Annotated in this window: 20 protein-coding genes and 5 pseudogenes; 21 read left to right on the forward strand and 4 right to left on the reverse strand. The window is 52.8% G+C overall.

Annotated elements, in window-relative coordinates; all coding sequences use genetic code 11:
• The first annotated feature begins 7 nt into the window (after positions 1-7).
• Positions 8-472 carry a Cu(I)-responsive transcriptional regulator gene (gene cueR / locus AEA42_RS06075; protein ID WP_011788480.1) on the forward strand — a complete coding sequence of 155 codons (465 nt, stop codon included), beginning with the start codon at positions 8-10 and terminating at the stop codon, positions 470-472.
• Positions 473-558: 86 nt separating this feature from the next.
• Here cueR (AEA42_RS06075) and AEA42_RS06080 read toward each other — a convergent pair.
• Positions 559-1,074: pseudogene (locus tag AEA42_RS06080) on the reverse strand (Cd(II)/Pb(II)-responsive transcriptional regulator).
• A 386-nt stretch (positions 1,075-1,460) separates the two neighbouring features.
• Here AEA42_RS06080 and AEA42_RS22150 point away from each other — a divergent pair.
• The 4 genes and pseudogenes from AEA42_RS22150 to AEA42_RS06100 all read left to right on the forward strand — a co-directional run bounded on the left by AEA42_RS22150 (position 1,461) and on the right by AEA42_RS06100 (position 3,603).
• Positions 1,461-1,754, forward strand: coding sequence for a hypothetical protein (locus AEA42_RS22150; protein ID WP_055647240.1), 294 nt, complete (start codon positions 1,461-1,463; stop codon positions 1,752-1,754).
• Between the two features lie 307 nt (positions 1,755-2,061).
• Positions 2,062-2,487 (forward strand): Cu(I)-responsive transcriptional regulator, encoded by a 426-nt coding sequence (gene cueR / locus AEA42_RS06095; protein WP_011788488.1) that lies wholly within the window; start codon positions 2,062-2,064, stop codon positions 2,485-2,487.
• 183 nt (positions 2,488-2,670) lie between these two features.
• Positions 2,671-2,820: pseudogene (locus tag AEA42_RS21720) on the forward strand (IS4 family transposase); the annotation flags it as partial.
• A gap of 429 nt (positions 2,821-3,249) precedes the next feature.
• Positions 3,250-3,603, forward strand: a complete 354-nt coding sequence (locus AEA42_RS06100) for a metalloregulator ArsR/SmtB family transcription factor (RefSeq protein WP_011788489.1) — start codon at positions 3,250-3,252, stop codon at positions 3,601-3,603.
• Positions 3,604-3,643: 40 nt separating this feature from the next.
• Here the strand turns inward: AEA42_RS06100 and AEA42_RS22855 are convergent, their stop codons facing one another.
• Together AEA42_RS22855 and AEA42_RS21725 are read right to left on the reverse strand one after the other, a co-directional pair.
• Positions 3,644-4,012: a hypothetical protein gene (locus AEA42_RS22855; RefSeq protein WP_223420022.1), complete on the reverse strand. Its 369-nt coding sequence runs from the start codon at positions 4,010-4,012 to the stop codon at positions 3,644-3,646.
• Positions 3,924-4,622 carry an FAD-dependent oxidoreductase gene (locus tag AEA42_RS21725; RefSeq protein WP_015066563.1) on the reverse strand — a complete coding sequence of 233 codons (699 nt, stop codon included), beginning with the start codon at positions 4,620-4,622 and terminating at the stop codon, positions 3,924-3,926. The genes AEA42_RS22855 and AEA42_RS21725 overlap by 89 nt, the downstream gene beginning before the upstream one ends.
• A gap of 345 nt (positions 4,623-4,967) precedes the next feature.
• On the opposite strand from AEA42_RS21725, the gene AEA42_RS06110 reads away from it, so the two are divergent.
• The 9 genes and pseudogenes from AEA42_RS06110 (at position 4,968) to AEA42_RS06155 (ending at position 17,411) form a co-directional block, all read left to right on the forward strand.
• Positions 4,968-5,996 carry a cation diffusion facilitator family transporter gene (locus AEA42_RS06110; protein ID WP_011788490.1) on the forward strand — a complete coding sequence of 343 codons (1,029 nt, stop codon included), beginning with the start codon at positions 4,968-4,970 and terminating at the stop codon, positions 5,994-5,996.
• A 44-nt stretch (positions 5,997-6,040) separates the two neighbouring features.
• Positions 6,041-6,409 (forward strand): annotated as a pseudogene (locus AEA42_RS06115) (metalloregulator ArsR/SmtB family transcription factor).
• 506 nt (positions 6,410-6,915) lie between these two features.
• Positions 6,916-9,570, forward strand: coding sequence for a heavy metal translocating P-type ATPase (locus AEA42_RS06120; RefSeq protein WP_011788492.1), 2,655 nt, complete (start codon positions 6,916-6,918; stop codon positions 9,568-9,570).
• Positions 9,571-9,932: 362 nt separating this feature from the next.
• Entirely contained in the window at positions 9,933-10,187 is a 255-nt protein-coding gene (locus AEA42_RS23030) for a hypothetical protein (protein WP_269464978.1), read from the forward strand.
• A 2-nt stretch (positions 10,188-10,189) separates the two neighbouring features.
• The gene (locus tag AEA42_RS06125; RefSeq protein WP_269464979.1) at positions 10,190-11,242 is read left to right on the forward strand and encodes an efflux RND transporter periplasmic adaptor subunit; all 1,053 of its coding nucleotides are present in this window, start codon (positions 10,190-10,192) and stop codon (positions 11,240-11,242) included.
• Positions 11,239-14,430, forward strand: coding sequence for an efflux RND transporter permease subunit (locus AEA42_RS06130; protein WP_011788494.1), 3,192 nt, complete (start codon positions 11,239-11,241; stop codon positions 14,428-14,430). Before AEA42_RS06125 ends, AEA42_RS06130 begins: the two co-directional genes overlap by 4 nt.
• A 1-nt stretch (position 14,431) precedes the next feature.
• Positions 14,432-15,925, forward strand: a complete 1,494-nt coding sequence (locus tag AEA42_RS06135) for an efflux transporter outer membrane subunit (RefSeq protein WP_011788495.1) — start codon at positions 14,432-14,434, stop codon at positions 15,923-15,925.
• 274 nt (positions 15,926-16,199) lie between these two features.
• Positions 16,200-17,122: pseudogene (locus AEA42_RS22860) on the forward strand (efflux RND transporter permease subunit); the annotation flags it as partial.
• Positions 17,123-17,219: 97 nt separating this feature from the next.
• A complete protein-coding gene (locus AEA42_RS06155) occupies positions 17,220-17,411 on the forward strand; it encodes a heavy-metal-associated domain-containing protein (protein WP_015066565.1) in 192 nt (63 codons plus the stop codon).
• Positions 17,412-17,489: 78 nt separating this feature from the next.
• Here the strand turns inward: AEA42_RS06155 and AEA42_RS06160 are convergent.
• Positions 17,490-17,992, reverse strand: a pseudogene (locus tag AEA42_RS06160) (IS4 family transposase); the annotation flags it as partial.
• A gap of 388 nt (positions 17,993-18,380) precedes the next feature.
• On the opposite strand from AEA42_RS06160, the gene tnpB reads away from it, so the two are divergent.
• From tnpB to AEA42_RS06195, 7 genes are all read left to right on the forward strand, one after another.
• Positions 18,381-18,635, forward strand: coding sequence for an IS66 family insertion sequence element accessory protein TnpB (gene tnpB / locus AEA42_RS06165; RefSeq protein WP_011788498.1), 255 nt, complete (start codon positions 18,381-18,383; stop codon positions 18,633-18,635).
• A gap of 210 nt (positions 18,636-18,845) precedes the next feature.
• Positions 18,846-19,538 (forward strand): DsbC family protein, encoded by a 693-nt coding sequence (locus tag AEA42_RS06170; RefSeq protein WP_055647242.1) that lies wholly within the window; start codon positions 18,846-18,848, stop codon positions 19,536-19,538.
• Positions 19,538-21,937 (forward strand): type IV secretion system protein TraC, encoded by a 2,400-nt coding sequence (gene traC, locus AEA42_RS06175; protein ID WP_011788499.1) that lies wholly within the window; start codon positions 19,538-19,540, stop codon positions 21,935-21,937. The genes AEA42_RS06170 and traC overlap by 1 nt, the downstream gene beginning before the upstream one ends.
• Entirely contained in the window at positions 21,930-22,277 is a 348-nt protein-coding gene (locus AEA42_RS06180) for a hypothetical protein (RefSeq protein ID WP_011788500.1), read from the forward strand. The genes traC and AEA42_RS06180 overlap by 8 nt, the downstream gene beginning before the upstream one ends.
• A complete protein-coding gene (locus AEA42_RS06185) occupies positions 22,261-22,773 on the forward strand; it encodes a S26 family signal peptidase (RefSeq protein ID WP_011788501.1) in 513 nt (170 codons plus the stop codon). The genes AEA42_RS06180 and AEA42_RS06185 overlap by 17 nt, the downstream gene beginning before the upstream one ends.
• A 10-nt stretch (positions 22,774-22,783) precedes the next feature.
• Complete coding sequence (locus AEA42_RS06190; RefSeq protein WP_011788502.1) at positions 22,784-23,908, forward strand: TrbC family F-type conjugative pilus assembly protein; 1,125 nt, start codon at positions 22,784-22,786, stop codon at positions 23,906-23,908.
• Positions 23,892-24,920: a TraU family protein gene (locus AEA42_RS06195; protein WP_011788503.1), complete on the forward strand. Its 1,029-nt coding sequence runs from the start codon at positions 23,892-23,894 to the stop codon at positions 24,918-24,920. Before AEA42_RS06190 ends, AEA42_RS06195 begins: the two co-directional genes overlap by 17 nt.

A 24,920-nucleotide genomic window follows, 5' to 3' on the forward strand; every position in this document is an offset into this window, starting at 1 on the left:
TGGGCTTATGAATATCGGAGAAGCATCGCGTAAATCAGGAATATCCACCAAGATGATTCGTTATTACGAGCAAATTGGATTAATCCCTGCCTCCGAGCGTACGGAGTCAGGTTATCGTAAGTATGCTCTCAATGATGTTCATAGATTGGTTTTTATTCGTAGTGCCCGAGATCTCGGGTTCTCTCTGGAAGATATAGAAGGCTTGCTTACGTTATGGAATGACAAATCTCGCCAGAGCATTGATGTTAAACGCCTGGCTCAGGAGAACATTGCTGACTTAGAACGACGTATGGAAAGTATACGTCAAATGACTGAGAAACTACGAGTTTTAATCCGGAGTTGTGCTGGGGATGAGCGGTCAGAATGTCCTATTCTTAGGACATTAACCAATGCTTCGGGCAAAGCCCGCACCGTAAACCGAGGAGGAGCGGTACAGCGCCGCTCTGGAGATAAGCTGAGCGGCAAAATGTAGTACTTTAAATTGGCCCATAATGGTGTAAGACTACGCAGTTTTAACACCATCACATTTTTTTCATTTTAAACAAGCGCGTGGCATCACTAATGCCCCCCTAAATGGTTGGTTGGTGCGGTTAAGGAAAGATCGCTATCACTTTCATCAGCTGTCAATTTTTGGACTATGCAACATTTATCTATGCTGCGGTCAGCGCTACAAAAAGCATTCAGCTCCTTACGTTGCTCTTCTAACGCTACTAATTCTTTGATTCGATGCTGAATGTGAATTAGGTGGGCGTTGATGATTGCATCTATCGGGCCACATTCTTTACCCTGATTATTGATTGCTAACAGCAAAGCGCGAATTTCCTCATGGGTCATATCGAGAGAACGGCAGCGGCGGATGAATAGTAGTTTTTCAAGACGGGTTTTGTCGTAGTGACGATAATTATTTCCTATGTCTCGTAAAGGTGCCTGCAGTGGACCTTCTTTCTAGTAGTAACGAATCGTTTCTACCGGACAGCCTGCTTTACGCGCCAACTCACCAATTTTCATATATCCCTCGTTTGAACTTGACTCTGTAGTTAGATTAGGGTCTTCAGTAGTCAGTATAGTAAACATATTGGGCAAGTGGTCCCGCAAAAAAGTAAAACTCTAGTAGGAAGGAAGCTGCTAGTTGTATTTAAAAATTAAGCTTGGTTGTGGGAGGCAAGATTCAGAAATCAGGCGAATTGAACAAGGCGAATGGTCATTTGTATGTTCATAATGATTGCAACCATTCGCATGTTGAAAAAGACCTAAATCATGATAAGCCTACTTACAAAGGTTGTGGCCATGACCATGACCAGAAATCGCATGATCAAGATGATCATGGCCTTAGTGGAGACTGTTGCGCGGCTGCGCCTACAAAGATTAAATAATCTGGGGGGGGCGAACTGAAATCCGCATTATGCAAATGGATTGTCCTGTAGAGGAAAAACTGATTAAAAAGAAATAAGGGGATGTATATGGCAGTTATGGGCCTTAATTCTAGACAGTGGCCAGAAGCTGCGATGATTATGGTGCTCTTTACTATTGCTGAACTCATTGAAGCAAAATCACTCGATAGAGCTCGAAATGCAATCGGATCTCTAATGAATGAATTTGACTCTCAAAACTGCAATGGTCCAACTATCAGTATGAACGATGACACCTTGAGGCTGCCCTCGCCAGAACAGCGCCATGGTCAGCACATCGCATATGATGATGATTTGGTTAAAGCAATGGTTCAATGGGTAGATAATTTTTTGAACACTAGATGATCAGTGGAGTCAGATGAATTAAGTCGGCATTTATTTTTGAACTTTAAGAATTATTTATTATTAAACCATGTGGGAAATCTAAACGATCAAGATTTTAATATCATACAAAAAATCTATCGACTTCTCTTGACCTTCCGGTTAGGGGAAGGTTTAACCTGAAGTTAGGTGGGGGCTGGTGAGATTTTTGGGAACAGGTTAATGGTTACTTGGTTCAATGGATTAGGAAATTTCCTTCAATAAATGTTACCCGAAACTATGTTACTTAAAGCTAACTACAGTATTAGTAAAAATCATTTGGGAGGTGAAGATGAACATTGGTGATGCAGCCCGCTTATCGGGAGTTTCGGCGAAAATGATTCGTTACTATGAGGAGGTTGGGCTAATACCATCAGTCTCCAGAACAGAGGCTGGTTATCGGATCTACAAAGATGCCGATGTTTATAAGTTACATTTTATACGTCGATGTCGAGATCTCGGTTTTTCTCTGTCACAGGCAGGAGAGTTACTTTCTCTTTGGGGAAATCATTCGCGTCAGAGTGCAGATGTTAAAAGTATAGTTGAATCTCATATTAATGATTTAACCTTAAAAATTGAAGAATTTCAACGTATGGCATCAATTCTTACCACACTCTCTGCTTGCTGCGCGGGAAATGAAAAACCCGACTGCCCAATACTGAAGGCTCTCTACCTCGCGGATACTTCCCATCTGCAGGACATAGAAAGCTGCCCTTAAACTTTCGACTCCCTTCAATGTTATTAGGTGATCGCCATGGGTGGGAATACGCAGTTTAGCTCGAAAGCTAGACCTTTGTCGTCAGGATGAGGTCGCATGCGGCCTGATTTTTAATTTATTAAAATTCATATGATTAAAGTCAACTTTATTTAATCAGTGCTAACAAGTAAGTTTGTGAGTGATTGGAAGCTGCTGTGGTCAAAAGTCGAAAAGAAAAAAGTACCGAAGCGAACTCCAAGTGTTTATTGGGTTTGTATAAGTCTCGGAAAATTAGTGGGTTGGTTTGATTCAAAAAGGACGGGACGAGTCGGCAGGGAGCGGTTATGGGAAGGATAGTTTTACCACAAACCATCCTTGAAGGTTACCTGTTAGCCAAGTCTCTTGATCAATGAGATGTGATCAAGAGACAGGCACCTTGGTCAGGGCGCACTCGATTCGGACGATGCAGCTCGTGCAGGTCATGCCCTCGATGGGCAGGCTGATCGCTGCTACGGTGGCACGACCAGCACTTGTTAATGGCATGCTCAAGGTGTCTTCTCAAAATTGAAATTAGACATACAGGGTACTTGAGGGTTACTATGTTGTAAGGTTAAGCCCTATTTTGAGCGCTGCTGGTTTGGACGATTTCGCTGCGCATAGACGCGGCGCGCCTTGGCTCGCAGGCTGTCTCCTGATCTTTGTCGGCGAGTGCGATCAAATTATCGCAGCCTCGTTAATTCTGAACGGCATGAGTAGCTGTTCGAGAGTTGGAATTTTTGAGAAATGACTTTACGCAAACAAGTTAACGCGCCCCGCGGTGCAAGCGACGATCTGGCTTCTTTGTCACAGAATGACGTTACGATCCTGGCCGAGACCTTCCGCCTACTGGGCGACCCGTCTCGGTTGAGAATAATGCTGTGCTGCATGAAGGGTTCCTCCTCGGTTGGGGACATCGCGGAATCCCTCGAGCTTTCGCAGTCGCTGGTCAGTCACCACCTGCGGCTGCTGCGTGGAGCCCGCCTTGTGAAGGGGGTGCGCCAGGCCAAGCAAATTTTCTATGAGGTGGACGACAAGCATGTGAACCAAGTGCTGCTGGACATGTCCACTCACATCGTCGAAGAGCACAACGACGATTAGCCGCGGGCGAAGCGCTCGTTGCGATGCGGATTGCGATCTATTACAAGCTGGGGCCGTATGACCGCCCGCGGCTACACTCAATGAGATGAATGCGGGTCCAATTCTGATCAATCAGAAGTTCAGCGCGCTTATCGACCGCAAGTGAGGCCTTATTGAATGCCATCGCGATGACCGCCTCAGCCACAAGTTCGCTGATCTGCGGGCCGACTACATGTACGCCGAGGATTTCGTCTGTCGTAGGATTTGCGATCACCTTGACGAGACCCGCTGTCTCGCTCAATGCACGCGCGCGACCGTTAGCCATGAACGGAAATGTACAGCTACGATATGCTGCGCCCGCGTATTTGAGCTGCTGCTCGGTGCGACCTACCCAGGCGATTTCCGGGCTGGTGTAGATGACGTTGGGGATCGTGTTGAAATCGACATGACCGCGATGGCCTGCAATGCGCTCGACCACAGCGACACCTTCTGCGCTCGACCACAGCGACACCTTCTTCCTCTGCCATGTGCGCTAGCATCAGGCCGCGCACCACATCGGCGATGGCCCAGATACTGGGCACGCTGGTGCGCCATTCGCCGTTCACCACGACGGCTCCGCGCCCATCCAGTTCAAGGCCGACGGCGGCCCGAGTCATAAACGCCAGACCGTTTAAGAACTGCACCTTGTTTTTTCGGAACAGATAGAGTTTGCCTTCGTTGCTCGACTTCACGACCTGATTCTTGCGCTCCAGCATCACAGCCACGTCCATGCGTAGCTCGCCCGTGGACATGATGCCGAGCGCGCCGAAGTGGTGCTTGGCTTGGTCTAAGTTTTTGGACGACTGCAGCAGCGCCTTTGACGGGATGCACCCGATGTTGTTGCATGTACCGTCTTGGGTAGGCTTGCCTTCCTTGGTTTTCCAGGCATCGACGCAGGCGACATTCATGCCTAACTGCTCGGCGCGAATCGCTGCGATGTCGCCACCAGGCCCGGCGCCAATGACGATGACGATGACGATGACGTCGAAGTTCGTGTCCATGATTGAAATCTCCTAGATGTTTTCAGGCGCTTTCCTGCGTGGTGCTCGCGCTGCGGTTTTGGCCAGCCAGCGCCCCGTCCGATCTGGCTCACGACCATCCGAACCTTCCGGCGGGTCATCCTCTATCTGCGTCAGCACTTGGATCTGGGCCAACATCATCACGACCTGATTGTGGACGACCTGCACAGGGTGTGGCCAAGAGGATAGGCGTACTAAATAGCCGCATCGCCGCCACTCATCTTTCGCAGTCCTTAGTATGGTTTGCTAAAAATACATTGCATAAACATATGTTCATGTATTATATTTTACGTACAGTCAACCACCTAATTTCTGCGCGAGGCCCTGATGTCCCAATCGCACGATGAACATGGTCACGACCATGACCACACTCCAAAAGTGACCGGCGCTAACGAACGCAAGGTCTTGCTGTCCTTCTTCCTGATCTTCGGCTTCATGATCGTGGAGGCTGTCGGCGGCGTGCTGTCGGGCTCGCTGGCCCTTCTGGCCGATGCGGGCCACATGCTGACCGATGCAGCAGCGCTGGCTCTGGCATACGCGGCATTCCGGTTCGGGCGCCGACCAGCTGACAGCAAGCGCACCTTTGGCTACCTTCGGTTCGAGGTCATCGCCGGCTTCCTGAACGCTGTGACGCTCTTTGTGATCGTGGCATGGATCGCCTATGAAGCATGGGAGCGACTGCAAGCTCCGCCCGCCATCCTTGCCGGCCCGATGATGATCGTCGCCGTGCTTGGATTGTTGGTAAACGTTCTGGTGTTGTGGATCATGACCCGCGGAGAGACCGATCACGTCAACGTGAAGGGGGCCATCCTGCACGTGATGGGCGACCTGCTGGGCTCGGTCGGTGCCATCGTCGCTGCAGTGGTCATCTATCTCATTGGTTGGACGCCAATTGACCCCATCCTGTCGGTGCTGGTGGCAGCCCTGATCCTGCGCAGCGCCTGGAAGCTCCTGGCGAAATCGATCCACATTTTGCTCGAAGGTGCGCCCGAGGACGCTTCTCCGGAGCAGGTGGAACAAGGCCTGATGGGCGCGGTGCCTGGCTTGGCGGCCGTCAGTCATGTGCATGTATGGCAGCTTACCTCTGGTCGCACGATGGCCACGCTGCACGTTCGCCCTAGTGTGGCTGAGGAAGCGCGCACCGTGGTCAAGTGCGTAGAGGTGGTGCTTCGAGAGCAATTTGGCATCGAGCACGTGACGGTCGGGATCGAATGGAACTCTCCTGGTGAAAAGAACCTTTGCAGCTTGCAGCCGACAGGTGGGCCGCAAGGGCACACCCCACATGAGCATGACACTAGCCACAGCCATGAAAAGGGTCATAAGCACGACCATTCCGTCCCGGGTCATCAACACTGATGCTGCAGCCAGCGTAGTGCTGGCAGCTCAGGGACAAGAAATCCATGACTTCTCGAAAACACGCCAATGGCGACAATGCTCAGAATTGCGCCACCAATGCTCAGCGTTCGGCCCCAGAGCTCTTGGCGCTCTCTCATAGTGACGTCGCTGTTCTCGCTGAGACTTTTCTCCTGTTAGGAGATCAATCGCGCCTGAAGATCCTGCTACAGTGCATGCGCGGATCAGTCGCGGTGGGCGACATCGCAGAAACGCTCGATCTATCCCAATTCTTGGTCAGTCATCATCTGCGGCTCCTGCGTGGAGCTCGACTTGTGCGTGGATAACGTCAGGCGAAACATATCTTCTACGGCATCGCGGATGAGCACATCAGTCAAGTGTTTCAGGACATGGTCTGTCACTTCTCTGAGGAATGATTGCGAATTGCGTCGAACGCAAAGATGCCTACTTTTTGCTGGGCATTTTCGCGATTGCGCAAGAGAGGTGCCAGCCCGTCAGCAACTGTAATGCGCCATCCCAGTCCTGAGTAAGCGCGACTTCGCCCATGCGTGATGTTTGGGTGACGGTTGTATGAATCTGACCGCACTCAATCCCCTGGGCCTCATCAGCCGACGCCAGCTTTCACTCCCCCCCATCGTGAGCGTAGAAATTAACCATGCTAACTTCATGAATTAAATAATTGAACATATCTTCATATGTGTGCTAAAATTCAATCTGCATTTTGAAAATGTGTCGAAACTGTAAGCACGTGCGCCGCACGCCGCACGCCACAACCACAGACGATCGTAAACAGAAGGACAACAGCCTTCTTTTTTAATGATTAACACATGGATGTATGTTCATGTGTTTGTTATATTTAAGCAGTATGTGCGGCGTGCGGCGAACCTAACTTGCAAAGTGTTCAGAGAACTTGGAGGTAGATATGACAAGGGAAATAACGGAGTACCAGGACAAGGCTAGGGAGCAGCTGAGCTTCCGTGTGGAGGGCATGGATTGCGCGAGCTGCGTCGGCAAAATCGAGAAGGCCCTTTCCCGAATGGATGGGCTGACGGACGTGCAAGTCAATTTTTCTAGTGAAACGCTGACGTTGACTCGCAATCTGAAAAGCCGCTTCACTGCTCGCGATGTAGCTAAGAAAATCAAAACTTTGGGGTTCGGTGTGGAAGAACTGCCAGTGTCGTCGCTCTCGATTGCGGCCGTATCGCGCCAATCGGTCCATGCACATGACCACAGCGAAGATCACAAGGATGGTCACGCTTGCGGCGGTGATCATGGGCACGGCCACACGCAAAAGACAAACGGCGGGCATGAACACGGCTCCTGCAGTGGACATGATCACACCTCACACGCTCGCCGCGAGCCCCCTGGTAACCCACCCAACGTTTCGATGCACGTGGAAGGCATGGACTGCGCGAGCTGCGTTGGCAAGATTGAAACGGCTCTTGCTCGCATGGCGGGCGTATCAGATGCCCGCATCAACTTCACGGCAGAAACGCTTGAGCTGACGCTCGCGTCTGGAAGTCCTACACATATTGGCGACATCGAGAAGACCATCAAAAGCCTGGGTTTCGGCGTCTCCGACGTGCGCCGCCTTGATGGATCCTCGCCTGCCGCGCCTGCCCGCGTGCCCTCAGCTATCACTCAACGCTGGTGGCAGACGAAGAAGGGTAAGCATGTGCAGGGCCTAGCAGCTCTCATGGGCTCGGCCTATGCAGTTGCTCAATTTATCCCCGGCTATGCCGAATGGATCTTCGCCGCTGCCGTGATCGCTGGCGTACTCCCGTTCGCGCGCAAAGCCTTCGCGCTGGCCATATCTGGCTCCCCGTTCTCCATCGAAACACTGATGGTTGTCGCCTCGCTGGGCGCGCTCGTGATTGGCGAGGCCGAGGAGGCCGCTGCTGTGGTGTTCCTGTTCGCGGTCGGCGAGCTGCTTGAAAGTGTGGCCGCTGGCCGCGCCCGCGCCGGCATTAAAGCGCTGGCTTCTCTGGTGCCTAAAACTGCTGTCTTGCTCGACGCCAATGGTGGGCAGCGCGAAGTGCCCGCTGCCTCCCTGAGCGTGAACGACCGGGTTTTGGTGCGCCCGGGTGATCGAGTGCCCGCTGACGGCAAGATCTTCCGCGGCGAAAGCAGTCTCGATGAATCTCCGATCACAGGGGAGTCCGTGCCGCGTCAAAAGGCCGGTGGCGATGACGTATTTGCCGGCTCGATCAACGTCGACGGTGTGCTTGAAGTTCTGGTTGAGAAGGCTGCATCGGACAACACCATCTCGCGCATCATCCAGCTCGTCGAGCAAGCTCAATCCTCCAAGGCGCCGACGGCACGCTTCATCGAAAAGTTCAGCCGTTACTACACCCCGGCCGTGATGGCCATCGCGGCGCTGATCGTCGTGGTTCCCCCGCTTACCATGGGTGGTGATTGGGGCACTTGGCTGTACCGTGGTCTTGCTTTGCTGCTAATCGCGTGCCCGTGCGCCTTGGTTTTGTCAACGCCGGCGGCCATTGCCTCGGGACTGGCTGTTGCTACTCGCCGAGGTTTGCTGATTAAAGGTGGCAACGCCTTGGAAACCATTGGTCGCGTTCGCACAGTCGCCTTCGATAAGACTGGCACGCTGACAGAGGGCAAGCCGCGCATCACTGAAGTCGTGCCTTTCGGGCAATCCAAGCAGCAACAGGTACTGGCGCTCGCCGCCGCCGTCGAGTCTGGATCGAATCACCCGTTGGCGAAGGCAATCGTTGCCCACGCCAAGAGCCTCGATGTGGAGGTTCCACAAGCCACCGAAGCATTCGCTATCCCGGGCAAGGCAGTTCGCGCTACCGTGAACGGCAGCAAGCTAGCCGTGGGATCGCCCGTCCATGCAGGGCAGATGGCCACGCTGACCCTCGCGCACCAGCAGGAAATCGCCAAGCTGGAAGATGGTGGCAAGACGGTGGTGGTTCTGTTCGACGAAGCAAGCAAGAATGTCATGGGCCTGTTGGCCTTGCGTGACGAACCTCGCCGTGACGCCCGCGAAGGCGTGGCCCAGCTCAAGGCGATGGGTGTGCGCTCGGTCATGCTCACCGGTGACAATCGGAGAACTGCGCAGGCCATCGCCGGCAAGCTGGATATCGAGTGGGAGAGTGAGTTGCTTCCGCAAGACAAGTTGCGCCTGGTCAACGACTTGAAGCGCGACGCGAAGGTGGCGATGGTCGGCGACGGCATCAACGACGCGCCGGCCTTGGCGACCGCCGATGTAGGGATCGCCATGGGCGGCGGCACCGACGTGGCCCTAGAGACCGCAGACGCTGCTCTGCTCAAGAGCCGCGTCACGGACGTTGCGCACCTGGTGGCGCTGTCCCGCGCGACGATGGCCAACATCCACCAGAACGTAGTGTTCGCCATTGGCCTCAAGGGCCTGTTCCTAGTCACCAGTGTGCTGGGTATCACTGGCCTTTGGGTTGCTGTGCTGGCCGACACCGGTGCCACCGCTTTGGTCACGCTCAATGCGCTGCGCCTACTCCGCTTTAAGGGTGCCCAAGAGCCAGCCGATGGCCAGAACGGAGGTCATCAAAGCTCTGTGTCCGTACAGGATGCCCATTGAGGTATTGCAGAGGGCTTGAACTGCCGTTGTTGCGGCGCCAAGCCCTTCCATATCTTCATCTGTAAATCGATCTCCGAAAACATCGATGTTAGGCGATAAACGAATGCCTTTAGAACAACGAGTTTAAATAGATGGGATGATCGGACGTGGATAATGGGCTCAGATGCGTCCCTTTCGGCCGTAACTGCATCTCATGCGTTCACCGGGAGGCCGGAAGGTTCCAGAGCTTGTAGTCCAGTCCCATGCTCGTCATGGTCATCGAAAAAGGCTTGACCTTGACGTGGTTGTAAGGGCTAGCCTTTAGAAACATATGCGAACCGCTTCGGATGGACCGAAGCCCCGTAATAAAAAAGGTAACTTCCATGCATAAAAAAATCAGGATCATTTTGGTAGCTAGCGTCATCGCGGCCGTCGGGGGGATAGCGGTGGCTGCCCGAGATGGCAAGGATGAAAGTAAACCAGCAGCACCACCAGCTGGCGCACCGATGGCACCGCAGGTGCCTGTGGCTGAGGCCATCACGCGCACAATCACGCCGTCAACTGAGTTCACCGGCTTTTTGGCCGCACCGAAGGTGGTCGAGTTGCGCTCGCGTGTGGGGGGGCCGTCGACGCGGTGAGCGTGCCCGAGGGAAGTCTGGTACGCAAGGGGCAATTGTTGTTCCAGATTGACCCACGGCCTTTCCAAGTCGCGCTCGACACCGCCACGGCGCAGTTGCGGCAGGCTGAGGTGCTGTCCAGTCAGGCTCAGGCCGACTTTGATCGTGCCGAGCGGCTTGTTGCCACTGGCGCCCTGTCTCGGAAGACCTATGACGATGCAGTCTCCGCACGCAATGCGCGTCAGGCGCAGGTACAGGCGGCAAAGGCCACAGTCGCAGCGGCGCAGCTCGACCTGTCCTACGCGCGGGTATCGGCACCAATTGCCGGGCGCGTGGACCGAGTGCTGGTGACCGAGGGCAACCTGGTCAGCGGCGGCGGTGCAGGAGCAGCCACGCTACTTACCACGATCGTGTCCATCGATCCTGTGCACGTCTATTTCGACATCGATGAGGCAACCTACGTCAATGTGGTGAGCCGCTCGAGACCTGGTTCAGGGACTCATGCTTCGTTGCCCGTTCAAGTAGGCTTGAGCACTGACAGAAACTTTCCGTACAAGGGCGTGCTCGACTTCGTCGGCAATGCGATTGATAGAAGTACCGGCACGATCCGCGCTCGCGCGGTCGTCCCCAACCCTGATGGACGGCTGACGCCTGGGCTGTTTGCGAGGGCCAAGCTCTCCACCGCAAGCTCTCGGCAGGCCGTCCTCATCGACGACCAAGCGGTTGGCACCGATCAAGGCCGAAACTATGTTCTGGTCGTGGGTGAAAACAACCAAGCTCAGTATCGTCCGATTGAGCTGGGTCCCGTAGTCGACGGTCTGCGCGTTATAAACGGTGGCCTGCAGGGTGGCGAAAAAATCATAATCAAAGGCCTCGTACGACCTGGTATGACTGTCACGCCGCGCATGGTGCCCATGCAGGGGCCGGCAGCACCGGCCGCCGGCGCTCCCGACGCGACTAAGACTGCGGCTAGTGCCCCGGCAGTCCCTGCGGAGTCTGCCAAGGCCGCTGGGGCGGCTGGGGCCGATCAGGTCAAGGCTGACAGCGCAGCTGGCTCAGCGGAGGCTCGCAAATGAATTTCCCCCGTTTCTTCATCAACCGCCCTATCTTCGCAATCGTCCTTTCGGTGCTGATGCTGATCGCGGGCGCGATCAGCTACTTCCAGTTGCCACTGAGCGAGTACCCTCAGGTTACCCCCCCAACGGTACAGGTCACGGCGAGCTATCCCGGCGCCAATCCGCAAGTGATTGCCGACACCGTGGCATCGCCGCTAGAGCAAGCCATCAACGGCGTGGAAGGCATGATGTACATGCAGTCCCAGATGTCCACGGACGGAAAGATGGTGCTCACCATCTCTTTCGAGCAACACATCAACGCCGATATCGCGCAAATCCAGGTGCAGAACCGGGTGTCGCGTGCGCTACCCCGGTTGCCACCCGAGGTCCAACGCATCGGCGTTGTGACTGAGAAGACCGCGCCCGACATCCTGATGGTTGTGAACATGCTATCGCCAGGGGATCGTTACGACCCGCTGTATGTGTCCAACTACGCGATGCTCAACGTCCGTGACGAACTGGCACGCCTGCCGGGCATCGCCAACGTGTTGCTTGGTGGTGAGGGTGAGTACGCGATGCGGGTCTGGCTCGACCCCGAAAAGGTTGCGTCTCGTGGCATGACCGCTAGCGATGTGGTCGCCGCCATTCGGGAGCAGAACGTGCAGGTTGCGGCCGGCTCTATCGGTCAGCAGCCTAACGCCTCGTCTGCCTTTCAGGTCACCGTCAACGCACTCGGGCGTCTCACCACCGAAGAGCAATTCGGCGATATCGTCATCAAGGCTGGCACCCACGGCCAGGTTACACGCTTGCGCGACGTGGCACGTGTGGAGTTAGGTGCGGAGAACTACACCATGCGCGCCCAACTTGATGGCGGCAACACGGTTGGCATTCAGATCCTGATGACGCCTGGCTCCAATGCACTAGATGTGTCTAGCGCGGTACGCGCGACGATGGATCGTCTACAAGCAAGCTTTCCAGAGGGCATCGAGTACAAGATCGCCTACGATCCTACGGTCTTCGTGCGGGCCTCGCTTCAGTCTGTAGCGGTCACGCTGCTAGAGGCGATTCTGCTGGTGGTGATCGTGGTGGTGCTGTTCCTGCAATCCTGGAGAGCGTCGATCATCCCGCTGATCGCCGTGCCGGTCTCGCTGGTCGGCACCTTCGCCGTAATGCACATGTTCGGCTTCTCGTTGAACACACTGTCATTGTTCGGCCTCGTACTCTCAATCGGCATTGTTGTGGACGACGCCATCGTCGTGGTAGAAAACGTGGAGCGCCACATGGCACTTGGCGAGTCGCCCAAGGACGCAGCGCTCAAAGCCATGGACGAGGTTACTGGCCCGATCCTGGCCATCACCTCGGTGCTGGCGGCGGTCTTCATTCCCTCGGCGTTCCTGTCTGGGCTGCAAGGCGAGTTCTATCGCCAGTTCGCGCTGACCATCGCGTTCTCGACCATCCTATCGGCGATCAATTCGCTCACACTGTCGCCCGCGCTGGCCGCCATCCTGCTCAAGCCGCATCATGGCGCGGCCCAGCCCGATCGAGTCACGCGCCTCATCGACGGCCTGTTTGGTGGCTTCTTCCGCCGCTTCAACCGCTTCTTTGACAGCGCCTCGAATGCTTATGTCGGAGGCGTGCGCCGCGCAGTTCGCGGAAGTGCTGTGGTGCTGCTGCTCTATGTCGGTTTCCTGGGGTTGACGTGGCTGGGCTTTCATAAGGTACCTGCCGGCTTTGTGCCCGCACAGGACAAGTATTACCTCGTGGGCATCGCCCAGCTTCCGACTGGTGCCTCGCTGGACCGCACCGACGCGGTTGTCAAGGAAATGAGCAAGATCGCGCTTGCCGAGCCTGGCGTCGAAAGCGTGATGGCATTCCCCGGCTTCTCCTTCAACGGCCCAGTGAATCAGCCCAACACCGCGCTGGTGTTCGCCATGCTCAAGCCCTTCAACGAACGAAAGGACCCGTCGTTGTCGGCGTTCGCCATTCAAGGCAGGCTCATGGGCAAATTCAGTCAAATACCGGACGGCTTCGTCGGGATTTTTCCTCCGCCACCGGTGCCTGGCCTGGGTTCAATGGGCGGCTTCAAGTTGCAGATCGAAGACCGTGCGGGCCTGGGGCCAGACGCACTTGCACAGGCCCAAGGTCAGATCATGGGCAAAGCCATGCAAGCGCCTGAGCTGGCCAACATGTTGGCCAGCTTCCAGGCCAATGCTCCACAGTTGCAGGTGGACATCGACCGCGTAAAGGCCAAGTCGCAAGGTGTGTCGCTGACCGAAGTTTTTGACACGCTGCAGATCAATCTGGGCTCGCTTTATGTCAATGACTTCAATCGATTTGGCCGAACTTACCGAGTGATGACGCAGGCCGATGCGAAGTTCCGTATGCAGGCTGAAGACATTGGCATGCTGAAGGTGCGGAACGCTTCGGGGGACATGATCCCGTTGAGCGCGATCGCGACGATCTCACGTAGCTCCGGTCCCGATCGAGTGATGCACTACAACGGGTTCCCATCAGCTGACATCAGCGGCGGACCAGCACCGGGCTATTCGTCTGGCCAGGCTACTGCCGCGATCGAGAAGATCGTGAGCGAATCGCTGCCGGACGGCATGACCTACGAATGGACTGACTTGACGTTCCAAGAAAAGCGGGTTGGCAACACCTCCATCTACATTTTTGCGTTGGCAGTGCTGTTGGCATTCTTGTTCCTGGCAGCTCAGTACAACAGTTGGTCGCTTCCATTCGCTGTTCTGTTGATCGCGCCCATGGCGTTGCTTTCGGCGATCGCCGGTGTTTGGCTTACGGGCGGCGACAACAATATCTTCACGCAAATTGGCTTCGTGGTGCTCGTAGGCCTGGCAGCCAAGAATGCAATTCTGATCGTGGAGTTTGCCCGTGCCAAGGAGAGTGAAGGTGTCGATCCGTTGGCGGCCGTGCTTGAAGCGGCGCGGCTGCGGCTGCGCCCGATTCTGATGACGTCACTGGCTTTTATCGCTGGCGTGATACCGCTGGTGCTCGCGAGTGGAGCGGGTGCCGAGATGCGTCACGCAATGGGTATCGCTGTGTTCGCCGGCATGTTGGGCGTGACGGCATTCGGTCTGGTGCTCACGCCGGTGTTCTACGTCGTAGTGCGCAAGCTGGCGTTGCGTCGTGAAGCCAGTCAAGCCCGCGTCGGTATGAGCGACAAGCATAACGGCCAGGAGGAATTTTGAGATGAAGAAACCTTTCGCACTCACACAACCTGCCAAGAGCTTGGCACCGGTAGCTTTCGCGATAGCGTTAGCCGGTTGTTCCATGGCACCCAAGTACGATCGGCCGCCAGCGCCGATTGATATAGTATATCCTTCGGGCGCGGCCTATGCAGAACCGGCGAAAGCGACGCCAGAGGCCCCAGTCACGGACGCGGCCGATATCGGCTGGCGAGATTTCTTCCGCGACCCGCTGTTGCAACAATTGATCGGTATCGCGCTGGAGAGCAACCGCGACATGCGCAAAGCTGCGCTCAACGTTGAGGCGGCGCAGGCACTGTACCGCATTCAGCGCGCTGAGGTGCTCCCGAACTTGGGGGTATCCGGCAGAGGGGCCGCAGAACGACTGCCAGCCGATCTCAGCAACACCGGCGCTGCCGACGTCGTGCGTCGTTACGAGGTTGCTGGGGTGACCGCTGCCTGGGAACTGGACGTCTGGGGCCGTATCCGCAGCCTCAGCAACCAAGCGCTGGCTTCCTACTTGGCTATGGACGAGACTCGCATAGCGACGCAGATGAGTTTGATCTCTGAGGTTGCTAACGCCTATCTCACGTTGCGGGCTGACCAGGAGTTACTGCAGTTAACAGGCGAGACGCTCGGCACGCAAAAGCGTTCGCATGAACTTACTGCCCAACTGTTCGAGGCTGGCAATGCCACGCAACTTGACGTGCGCCGCTCGGAAATTGTACTGCGTACAGCCGAGGCCAACTTCGCGGACTACACACGTCAAACGGCCAAAGACCGAAACGCGCTAGTGCTACTGCTCGGCCAGCCGCTGACGCTTGAGCTGTCGCAGCAACTTGACAAAGCCATAGTGCTGCCGGATGGCATCGTGCCGACCGAACTGCCCAGTGGCCTACCTTCTGAGTTGCTCGTGCGCCGACCGGATGTGCGCGCGGCCGAGCAGGTACTTCTGGGTGCCAACGCCAGTATCGGAGCAGCGCGAGCCGCTTTCTTCCCCACCATCAGCTTGACGGGTTCGGCGGGGACGGCAAGCGCATCGCTTGATGGGCTCTTCGAATCGGGTTCGCGCGCCTGGAGCTTCTTGCCGCAGATTACGGTGCCTATTTTCCGGGGTGGCGCGTTGCGCGCCAATCTGGATGTGGCGCACGTAAAAAAGCGCATCGAGATCGCCAACTACGAGAAGTCCATTCAAGTTGCTTTTAGTGAAGTGGCTGATGGCCTTGCCGGCAAGCGAACACTTGATGAGCAGATTCGTTCAGAGCAATTCCTGGTTGCTGCTAGTCAGGGCATGTATGACCTGGCCGAGCAACGTTTCAGGGAAGGTGTGGACGATAACCTCACCTTGCTTGACGCGCAGCGTACGCTGTACAGCGCGCAGCAGACGTTGGTGCGTACGCGTCTGGCTCGGTTGAGCAACCTTATCGCGCTCTACAAGGCTCTGGGAGGCGGGTGGACAGAGAGCACACCAAGTGGTGTGGCGCAAGCGAGTCGATAGTTAGTTTTTCCCTACTGGCACTGGTATTGGATATTCGTACCAAGAAATGACGCATGGTGGCAGTCGCCTCCATGCGTGTGTAGATGAGTATGAAAACCGGCGAGCTTGCAAAGCTAACGAGGACTCCCTGGGTTCTACGAGGCTCAGGGTCTTTTACCTGCTCCTGATCGTTATAGCAACAACTAAAGGCAATAAAGGCAGGAGCAAGTTGAGCGGTTGCAGCTTATACTAAGTTGCAAAGTATTAGGTATCAGTCTGGAGCAGATCCGGACTATCTCAGGGGGTAGCTTTGACCGACATTTTTGATGTATTACAGGTAAATTTGGGATCGCTTTACGTCAATGATTTTAATGGATTTGGCCGTACCTACCGTGTAATAACTCAAGCTGATGCCCCATTCCGTATGCAGGCAGACGATATTGGATTATTGAAAGTCAGGAATTCTGCTGGTGATATGATCCCTTTATAAGTATTGATCAATATCAAACTAACTTCAGATCCTGATCGCGTTATGAGATACAACGGCTATCCATCCGCTGATATTACGGGAGGTACTGCATCAGGATATTCTTTTGGTCAGGCTACAGATGCTATTGAGAAAATAGTTAAGGAAAATCTACCTGAAGGTATGGCGTACGAATGGACTGATCTGACCTATCAGGAAAAATTAGCGGGCAATTCCGCACTGTATATTTTCCCATTGGCGGTATTCTTTGCATTCTTGATTCTTGCCGCTCAGTACAACAGTTGGTCGCTTCCATTTGCTGTGCTGCTTATTGCACCAATGGCACTCCTTTCTGCAATTGGCGGTATATGGATCTAAACGGTGATAATAACATCTATACTCAAATTGGCTTCGTTGTTTTAGTCGGGCTGGCCGCAAAAAATGCCATTTTAATCGTTGATTTTGCAAGGACTCAGGAGAATTAGTGACGATCACCGCTTGGGGCCGTACTCGAGGCAGCGTACTTACGTTTGCGTCCTATTTTGATGACTTCTCTTGTATTTATTGCTGGTGTGATATCTCTTGTACTAGCTAGTGGTGCTGGAGCAGAAATGCGTCACGCCATGGGTATTGCAGTGTTTGCCGGTATGCTTGGTGTAACCTTCTTTGGATTACTACTTACGCCGGTGTTTTACGTTATAGTAAGAAATCTGTCATTAAGAAAAAACGCAGAAAGTATAGTCAATCTTTAGTGAAAAGATATCAGAGTGAAATGAGTTTAGACCTTGACCTTACAACAGTGGAAAGCCCTACAATCAGAAGTACTCAAACCAAACTGGAGGTATATAAATGCAATTTCATTTAGAAAATATGACATGTGGGGGCTGCGCCCGGACGGTAACTAAAGCAATTAAGGATATAGACCCAGAGGCTACAGTTTTAACTGATCCTCCGACTCGTAAGGTGACGGTAAAAACTTCATTATCAGTTGAAAAGGTCTCCTATGCTCTAATTGAAGCAGGCTTCCCTCCTCGGGATTAGTATTTTCCTTTTACGGTTGCCTCCTGAATGAGGCAACTTTAAATTTCGCATTCAGGGCATTCATTCATAGACTGGACCTTAAGAATTAAGCCCATGCAGTATCCCATCTAACGTGATGTTTTGTTTGTCTTTTGACTGTTGGGCTTTTTGGGCGTTCTTCGTTATATAACGGGTCGCCCAATCTATCCTCTCCGCTATTTCCGACCATGCGTGCTGGCTGATGCTTTCAAGATCGGCAACAGCCAAATTTCCACATTTTTGGCGGCCTTGAATAGCTAGACTGATGGCATGATTTGAAGAAAGACGCTTCGCCGAATGATCAGAGCGAGCAGGCTTGACCATACCAAACCATCTACAATCGCTTTCTGTGCCGCCATAAATTTCTGCAAGTTTGTATGGGATTTCAACTCTTTGAATCGCAACTTCACCTGCCAGCGACAACGATAGATTGCCATAACATCATCCGCTTAGTAGGTTTCCCGCGGGAGGTTGATAAGCCAGATGCAAAATCGTATTTCTCCGGCAAAACAGAGCCTTATTACTCTGAATATCTGCTTTCCTCGACGAACTTGCAAATCGAGCGTAAGCGCCTCATAAACCGCGCATTCTAATCACCTAACACGCAGAATAAGATCAAGTCTCCAACCATAAGGAGATTTAAAATGGCAAACGATGCACCAACCAATAATGGCAAACGCTAATCAAGCAATCTGAATCGAGTTCATTATCAACACTCACATTTTGTAAGCTCAATCAACTCAATCCCTCAACGTTCTCTGCCAAGCGCCAGCAACTCAACAACACTGGCGCATCTCAAGGTTTTGTTAGAGCAGAAGTCGTTGAAAAGATAACTCAGTATCAGGCCCAAGTGGCAACCGCCAACATGACACTCTTCGTCAATGATATCGAACTGCGCAATCCCCAATGCACGCCAGTAAGTAACCTGGCTGAACTCATCGGTGCGCTATCATGAAAGGCATGCTGAGCTCACTAGAGATTTATCTGTATCGTGAAAGTGTCGATTTTAGAAAGTCCATCAACGGCCTTGCCGCGATTATCGAAAGTGACACCGATTTACCGTTAGTAAGTGGCGCATTATTCCTGTTCACCAAAAACAGCGCGATAAAATCAAAGTGTTGTGCTGGCGTGTGCCACGAACAAAAGGTTAATACCTTTTGGATCTGTATTTCTGATGAGAGAAGGCCTCTCGAAATCTACCTGTAGGGGGCGGTTTCAAAACCACCAAGTGCTTCTGTAAAGTGCGGTTTGGAGACTTATCTGATCGCTCATTCAACACTGAGTTCACCTTCGCAGGTGATCTACACTTCGGAGCAGCTATTTAGTAAGGTATTCAATTCTTCAATCTATCTAACCGAGTCCACATAGGACAACTGCATAGACTGGAGCCTCGATTTACATTAACGAGGACTCCTCATGCGAAAACTATCTCCAATTATTCTGGCGCTTGCGCTGTCTCCATTGGTTCAAGCTGAACCTGTGTCTGAAGTGTCGCCCGTTGGCAAAATTGACGGCATGGTTTCTTTACCTGTCACGGGTATGAAAGCGGTCGAAAGCAATGGCCGTATTGTTTTCATGTCAGACAGTGGCCGGTTCGTCATTGATGGCACGCTCTATGATGCCTGGTCCAAAAAGCCGCTTACCAGTCTTGAAGAAATTCGTGAAGCGGGGAACACGCTGGACTTAAGTCGTCTTGGCTTAAAAATGGATGATTTGAACCCACTGACGCTGGGCGAAGGCAAAAAGAAAGTGGTGGTCTTTGTTGATCCACGATGCCCGCACTGCCATGAGCTTTTGAAACAAGCTTTACCGCTAACCAAAGAATACACCTTCCAAATACTCCCTGTGCCAGTGCTTGGTCCTGATTCAGAGCGTCAGGTTCGCCAGCTTGGCTGTGCGCGTGACAAGAATGCGGCCACCGATGCATTGCTCAATGGCCGGATTGGTAACCTAGAACAGGATGATGCCTGCAACTTAGAGCCAATGCAGCGTACCTTGGTGACGGCTCAAATCCTGGGCATTCAAGGTGTGCCTTTCATCGTCGCCAATGATGGTCGCATCAGTCGAGGCCGTCCTTATGATCTTTCTGCTTGGTTGGAGGGGCGTTAATGAAAGCCTCTCTGTATTCAGGGCAACGCGCTTCAGAGCTGTTGCCAGTATTGGCCTATTCAGACGATGAGCAACTGTTTTTCATGGAAGACCAGAGTGTTGGCTTTGGTTTTCTATGTGACCCATTGCCGGGTGGTGATGAGTCTGTTGCAGATAGGGTTAATGTTCTACTCAACAACGACTGGCCAAAAGACACTTTGCTGCAATTTGGCCTGTACGCCTCGCCTGATATTCAAACCGACCTTCAACGCATGATGGGCTTACGGCATCGTCAATCCGATCCATTGCTCAGGGCGTCGATACGCAAACGTGCGGATTTCCTCGATGGGGGCACGGTTCAACCGATAGAAGAATCGACCCAGACTCAGGTACGCAACTTTCAACTGATCGTCACCTGCAAATTGCCTTTGGAAAGTCCTATACCGACGGAGCGTGAGTTGAGTCGAGCATCCGCGATTCGGGCTTCTTTCTCGCAAGCGCTGGCAACGGTTGGTTTTCGCGTCACTGAGATGACTGACCGAAATTGGCTCGCGGCATTAAGTTCGCAACTTAACTGGGGAAAAGATGCTTCTTGGCGCAATCCATCTCCAATCCGCAGTGAGGCAGATAAACCACTTCGAGAGCAAGTGTTGGATTATGACCGAGCTATCAAGGTGGATAGCCAAGGTCTGATGCTGGGCGATTACCGAGTTAAAACCTTATCGTTTAAGCGCTTGCCTGAGCGGATCTGGTTTGGTCATGCCGCAAGTTTTGCGGGCGATATGATGACGGGCAGTCGCGGTTTACGCGGCAGCTTTTTGCTGAATGTCACCATTCACTTTCCTTCAGCCGAGGCCATGCGATCTCGTTTAGAGACGAAGCGTCAATGGGCGGTCAATCAGGCCTATGGCCCGATGCTCAAGTTTGTGCCGGTGCTTGCAGCCAAGAAAAAGGGATTTGATGTTCTTTTTGAAGCCTTGCAAGAAGGTGATCGTCCTATTCGGGCAAACATGACCTTAACGCTGTTTTCCCAAACGGAAGAAGCGTCCATCAGCTCTGTTTCAAATGCTCGAACTTATTTCAAAGAACTCGGATTTGAGCTGATGGAAGACAAGTACTTCTGTTTGCCCATTTTTCTGAATGCCCTGCCATTTGGTGCCGACCGCCAGGCGATGAACGACTTGTTTCGATTCAAGACCATGGCGACACGGCATGTGATCCCTCTGTTGCCTTTGTTTGCGGATTGGAAAGGCACGGGCACGCCAGTGATTAACTTTGTTTCCCGTAATGGCCAGATCATGAGTGTGTCCCTTTATGACTCGGGCAGTAATTACAACTGTTGCATCGCGGCGCAATCGGGGTCGGGTAAGTCATTCCTGGTGAACGAAATCATCTCCTCCTACTTATCTGAAGGCGGCCAATGCTGGGTGATTGATGTTGGCCGCTCTTATGAAAAGCTGTGTGAAGTCTATGACGGTGAGTTCTTACAGTTCGGGCGGGACAGTGGCATTTGCTTGAATCCGTTTGAAATTGTTGAGGACTATGACGAAGAAGCGGATGTGCTGGTTGGGCTATTGGCTGCAATGGCCGCACCTACGCAGTCATTAACTGATTTTCAGATGGCCAACCTAAAGCGTCAGACCCGTGAACTTTGGGAGAAAAAAGGTCGTGCCATGTTGGTTGATGATGTGGCTGAGGCCTTAAAAAATCATGAAGACCGTCGTGTGCAAGACGTGGGTGAGCAGCTCTATCCGTTTACGACACAGGGCGAATATGGCCGTTTCTTTAATGGTCACAACAATATTCGTTTCAAAAACCGTTTCACTGTTCTGGAGTTAGAAGAGCTCAAGGGGCGCAAGCACCTACAACAAGTGGTGTTGCTTCAGCTTATCTACCAAATCCAACAAGAGATGTACTTAGGTGAGCGGGATCGTCGCAAGATTGTGTTCATTGACGAAGCCTGGGATCTGCTGACTCAAGGTGATGTCGGTAAGTTTATCGAGACGGGTTACCGTCGATTTCGAAAATATGGCGGCAGTGCTGTAACGGTAACGCAGTCGGTCAACGATTTATACGACAGCCCTACAGGTAAAGCCATCGCTGAAAACTCGGCCAATATGTACCTGCTTGGCCAAAAAGCTGAAACCATCAACGCGCTCAAAAAAGAAGGCCGCTTGCCACTCGGTGAAGGCGGTTATGAATACCTGAAAACCGTTCATACCGTCACTGGTGTCTATTCCGAAATTTTCTTTATTACCGAGATGGGCACCGGGATTGGCCGCCTCATCGTCGATCCGTTTCACAAGCTGTTGTACTCGTCCCGTGCAGAAGATGTAAACGCGATTAAGCAGTTAACGCGTAAAGGCCTTTCTGTTGCTGATGCCATCTCCCAGTTGTTAAAGGAGCGAGGCTATGAATAAGTCCACGCTTTGGCCATTTATGGCCTCTATTACTTTGTCTATTGCAGGCAGCGGTTTAATGACCAGCTGGCTCTTAATGAAAACACTCGAACCTATCCACAGCCAGTTGGCGTTAAGTACGCCCATTGCAGTCGTGGATTTTGGGGAGGCGGTGCTGTCACTGGGCCCCAATGCCAGCGAACAAGACATCGAATCCAGGTTGCTTCAGACCAATCAGCAAATTGAAAAGCTAAAAGCAGCCGGTTTTATCGTGCTGGATGCCCAAGCGGTGGTGGGTGCTGATGATTCCATATTTGTGCCAGTAGGCTCAAAGGAGGTGTCTCATGCAGATACTCCGTAAAAGAATGCCTTGGCGGCCATATCTCATCCGGTTGGCCGCTCTTGCGTTAATCATGGCCTTGGTAGGCACCTACGCCATGATGCGCTACCGAATAGGTATTGATACCCAGCAAGAGCGCTGCCTGCCTGATACCACGGTGTATCTGATTGACCTATGGAATAAAGAGCCCGTTAAGGATGGTTTGTATGCCTTCCACTCAAAAGGACTTGCTCCGTTATATAACGACGGTACTCGTATGCTTAAACGCCTAACAGGGATGCCAGGGGATGAAGTCAAGGTGACGCCTGAGCATGTGCTGGTGAACGGTGCTGAAGTCTCTACCGGCATGGCATTAGCCCAGCGTCTTGGTGTGGCTGAAACAGAATTTAGCCGTTCATTGATGCTGCAAGAAAACGAATATTGGTTTTCCGGCGAGGCCGCAACGAGTTTCGACTCCCGCTATTGGAATGCCGTTAAGCGCGAGCAGATTGTCGGTCGCGCTTGGCCGCTTTGGTAGGAGGTGGAAGATGAGAAGACTATACCTCTTATTTTTGTTGGTTGCGCCATTGGCTTGGGTTCAAGTGTCCTGGGCACAAGAGCCTTATCCGTTGTCTGACGAGGACAAAAAGATCGTCGAAATGAGCCGCAGCATTTTACAAAGTGCTGTGGATGGTTCATCTGAATTTATCGAGCCTTTTTCACCGATTGAACAACCTGCGTCGCTCAAAAACAACGATGAATGGTTGATATTTGCGTCGTCCTCACTGGGAGATTCCTCACTGAAGCAGCTATTTAAAGAGGCCAGTGCTACCGGCGCTATTGTGTTGTTTCGGGGAATTCCTGAAGGAAAGAACTTGGGGGCGGCTATCCGTGATTGGCATACGCTGATGGTGGGACTTGATCCTGTTCCTCAGGTTCGAATCGATCCGAAAGCCTTTGTGCACTGGCGGGTGACTAGCGTGCCTGCCATTTTCCGCATAGAAGATGACAAGGTGACTGCAAGTGCACTAGGGGTTTACAGCAAGGACTGGTTGCAGCGTCAAATTGAAAAAGGCAATACCGGTTCATTGGGTCAACGCGGTCCTATTCATTCCATTTTAGAACCGGATTTGATGCAAGTGGCGATGCAGCGTTTACAGTCGATTGACTTGGGCGCGTTAAAGAAAAAAGCCATTGAGCGATTCTGGTCTCGCCAAACTTTCACTGAGTTACCCAAAGCCACGCAGTATCGGATAAGAATGGTTGATCCAACCATCGTCATGCAGCGGTCACTATTGGATGCCAGTGGCCGAACATTGATCCCAGCAGGAACGCGTATTAACCCGCTAAAAGCCTTGCCGTTTACTCAGCAGCTTGTGGTGTTTAATGCGTCGAACGCTGAAGAAGTGGACGCAGTAGCGCATTGGCTTGAGACGCAAGATAGGACACTGCGCCGCATTACGCTTATCACCACGCAGCTCGACCGTGCCCAAGGCTGGAATCGCCTCAATGCGCTCGAAAAGACATTGGACAGTCCGGTTTACCTTCTCAATGGCTCGCTAAAGCAGCGCTTTGATTTGCAAGTCACCCCGTCGTTTGTTCAAGCAAAGGGGCTCGCGTTTGAAATAGAAGAAATTCCAGCAAAGGAGCTTGTTCATGAAAAAGCTCAATAATACGTATCGTCTGTTGCGGACTCTCATTGTCATGTTTGTCCTTGGCGCATCTATTCCTGCAAAAGCCGAACTGACCTGCCCAGACGCGGGTTTATTGTCGGGTAAGTTGCTGACGGATGTTTGCTGGTCATGCATTTTTCCTATCCGAGTTGCGGGTCTTCCTCTTGGCTCTGGCAGTGTCCCAAGCGGCGCATCAAACAAGTCATTTTGCTTATGTGAAGATAACTTAGGCGTGCCAAGGCCAGGTATTGTTACCAGCATGTGGGAGCCAGCGCGTTTAATTGAACTGGTCAGAACGCCGGGTTGCTCGCCTTCCCTGGGAGGGATTCGTTTACCGTTAGGTGATAGGCGGCTGCAAGGTGGTCATGGCGAGGGTGAATACGATACCGGTGATCTCGCTTTCTACCATTACCATTATTACGCCTTTCCGCTTTTGGTCATGCTCGATTTGTTCATGGATGGCAATTGCAATGCCGATGGTTACATGGACTTTGACTTGATGTATTTGTCCGAATTGGACCCCACATGGATGAACGATGAACTGGCCTTTTTTACTCAGCCTGAAGCTGCTGCCGTTGCCAATCCATTGGCTATATCTGCTTGTACCGCTGACGCTGCTTCATCAACGCTTGGTAAACCCATCGATCAGTTGTTTTGGTGTGCTGGCAGTTGGGGCCATCTCTATCCCTTATCTGGCCACACCTTAGCCTTTGGCTCATTAGCAGAAAACACCAGCCATTTAGCAGCGCGAGCAATCGCGGCTCAACACAGGCGTGGTCTTGCAAGGCGAACAATGGGGAACAGTGCGCTATGCCGACCTGTTATCGAACCCATGCTGCCGAAATCCCAATACAAGATGAGTATGTTCTTCCCTGTACCGGAAACTGAAAGTGCGCATGTCATCGGTGAAAGCACCATGAAATGGGGAGAGTGGCGAACGATCCCCGGTGCCGGTGAAGATGCGCTCTACATTTTGTGGCGCTGGCAAGACTGCTGTAACTCGGGAGGTTAA

The sequence above is a fragment of the Shewanella sp. Sh95 genome (assembly GCF_001308045.1).
Classification (GTDB): domain Bacteria; phylum Pseudomonadota; class Gammaproteobacteria; order Enterobacterales; family Shewanellaceae; genus Shewanella; species Shewanella xiamenensis.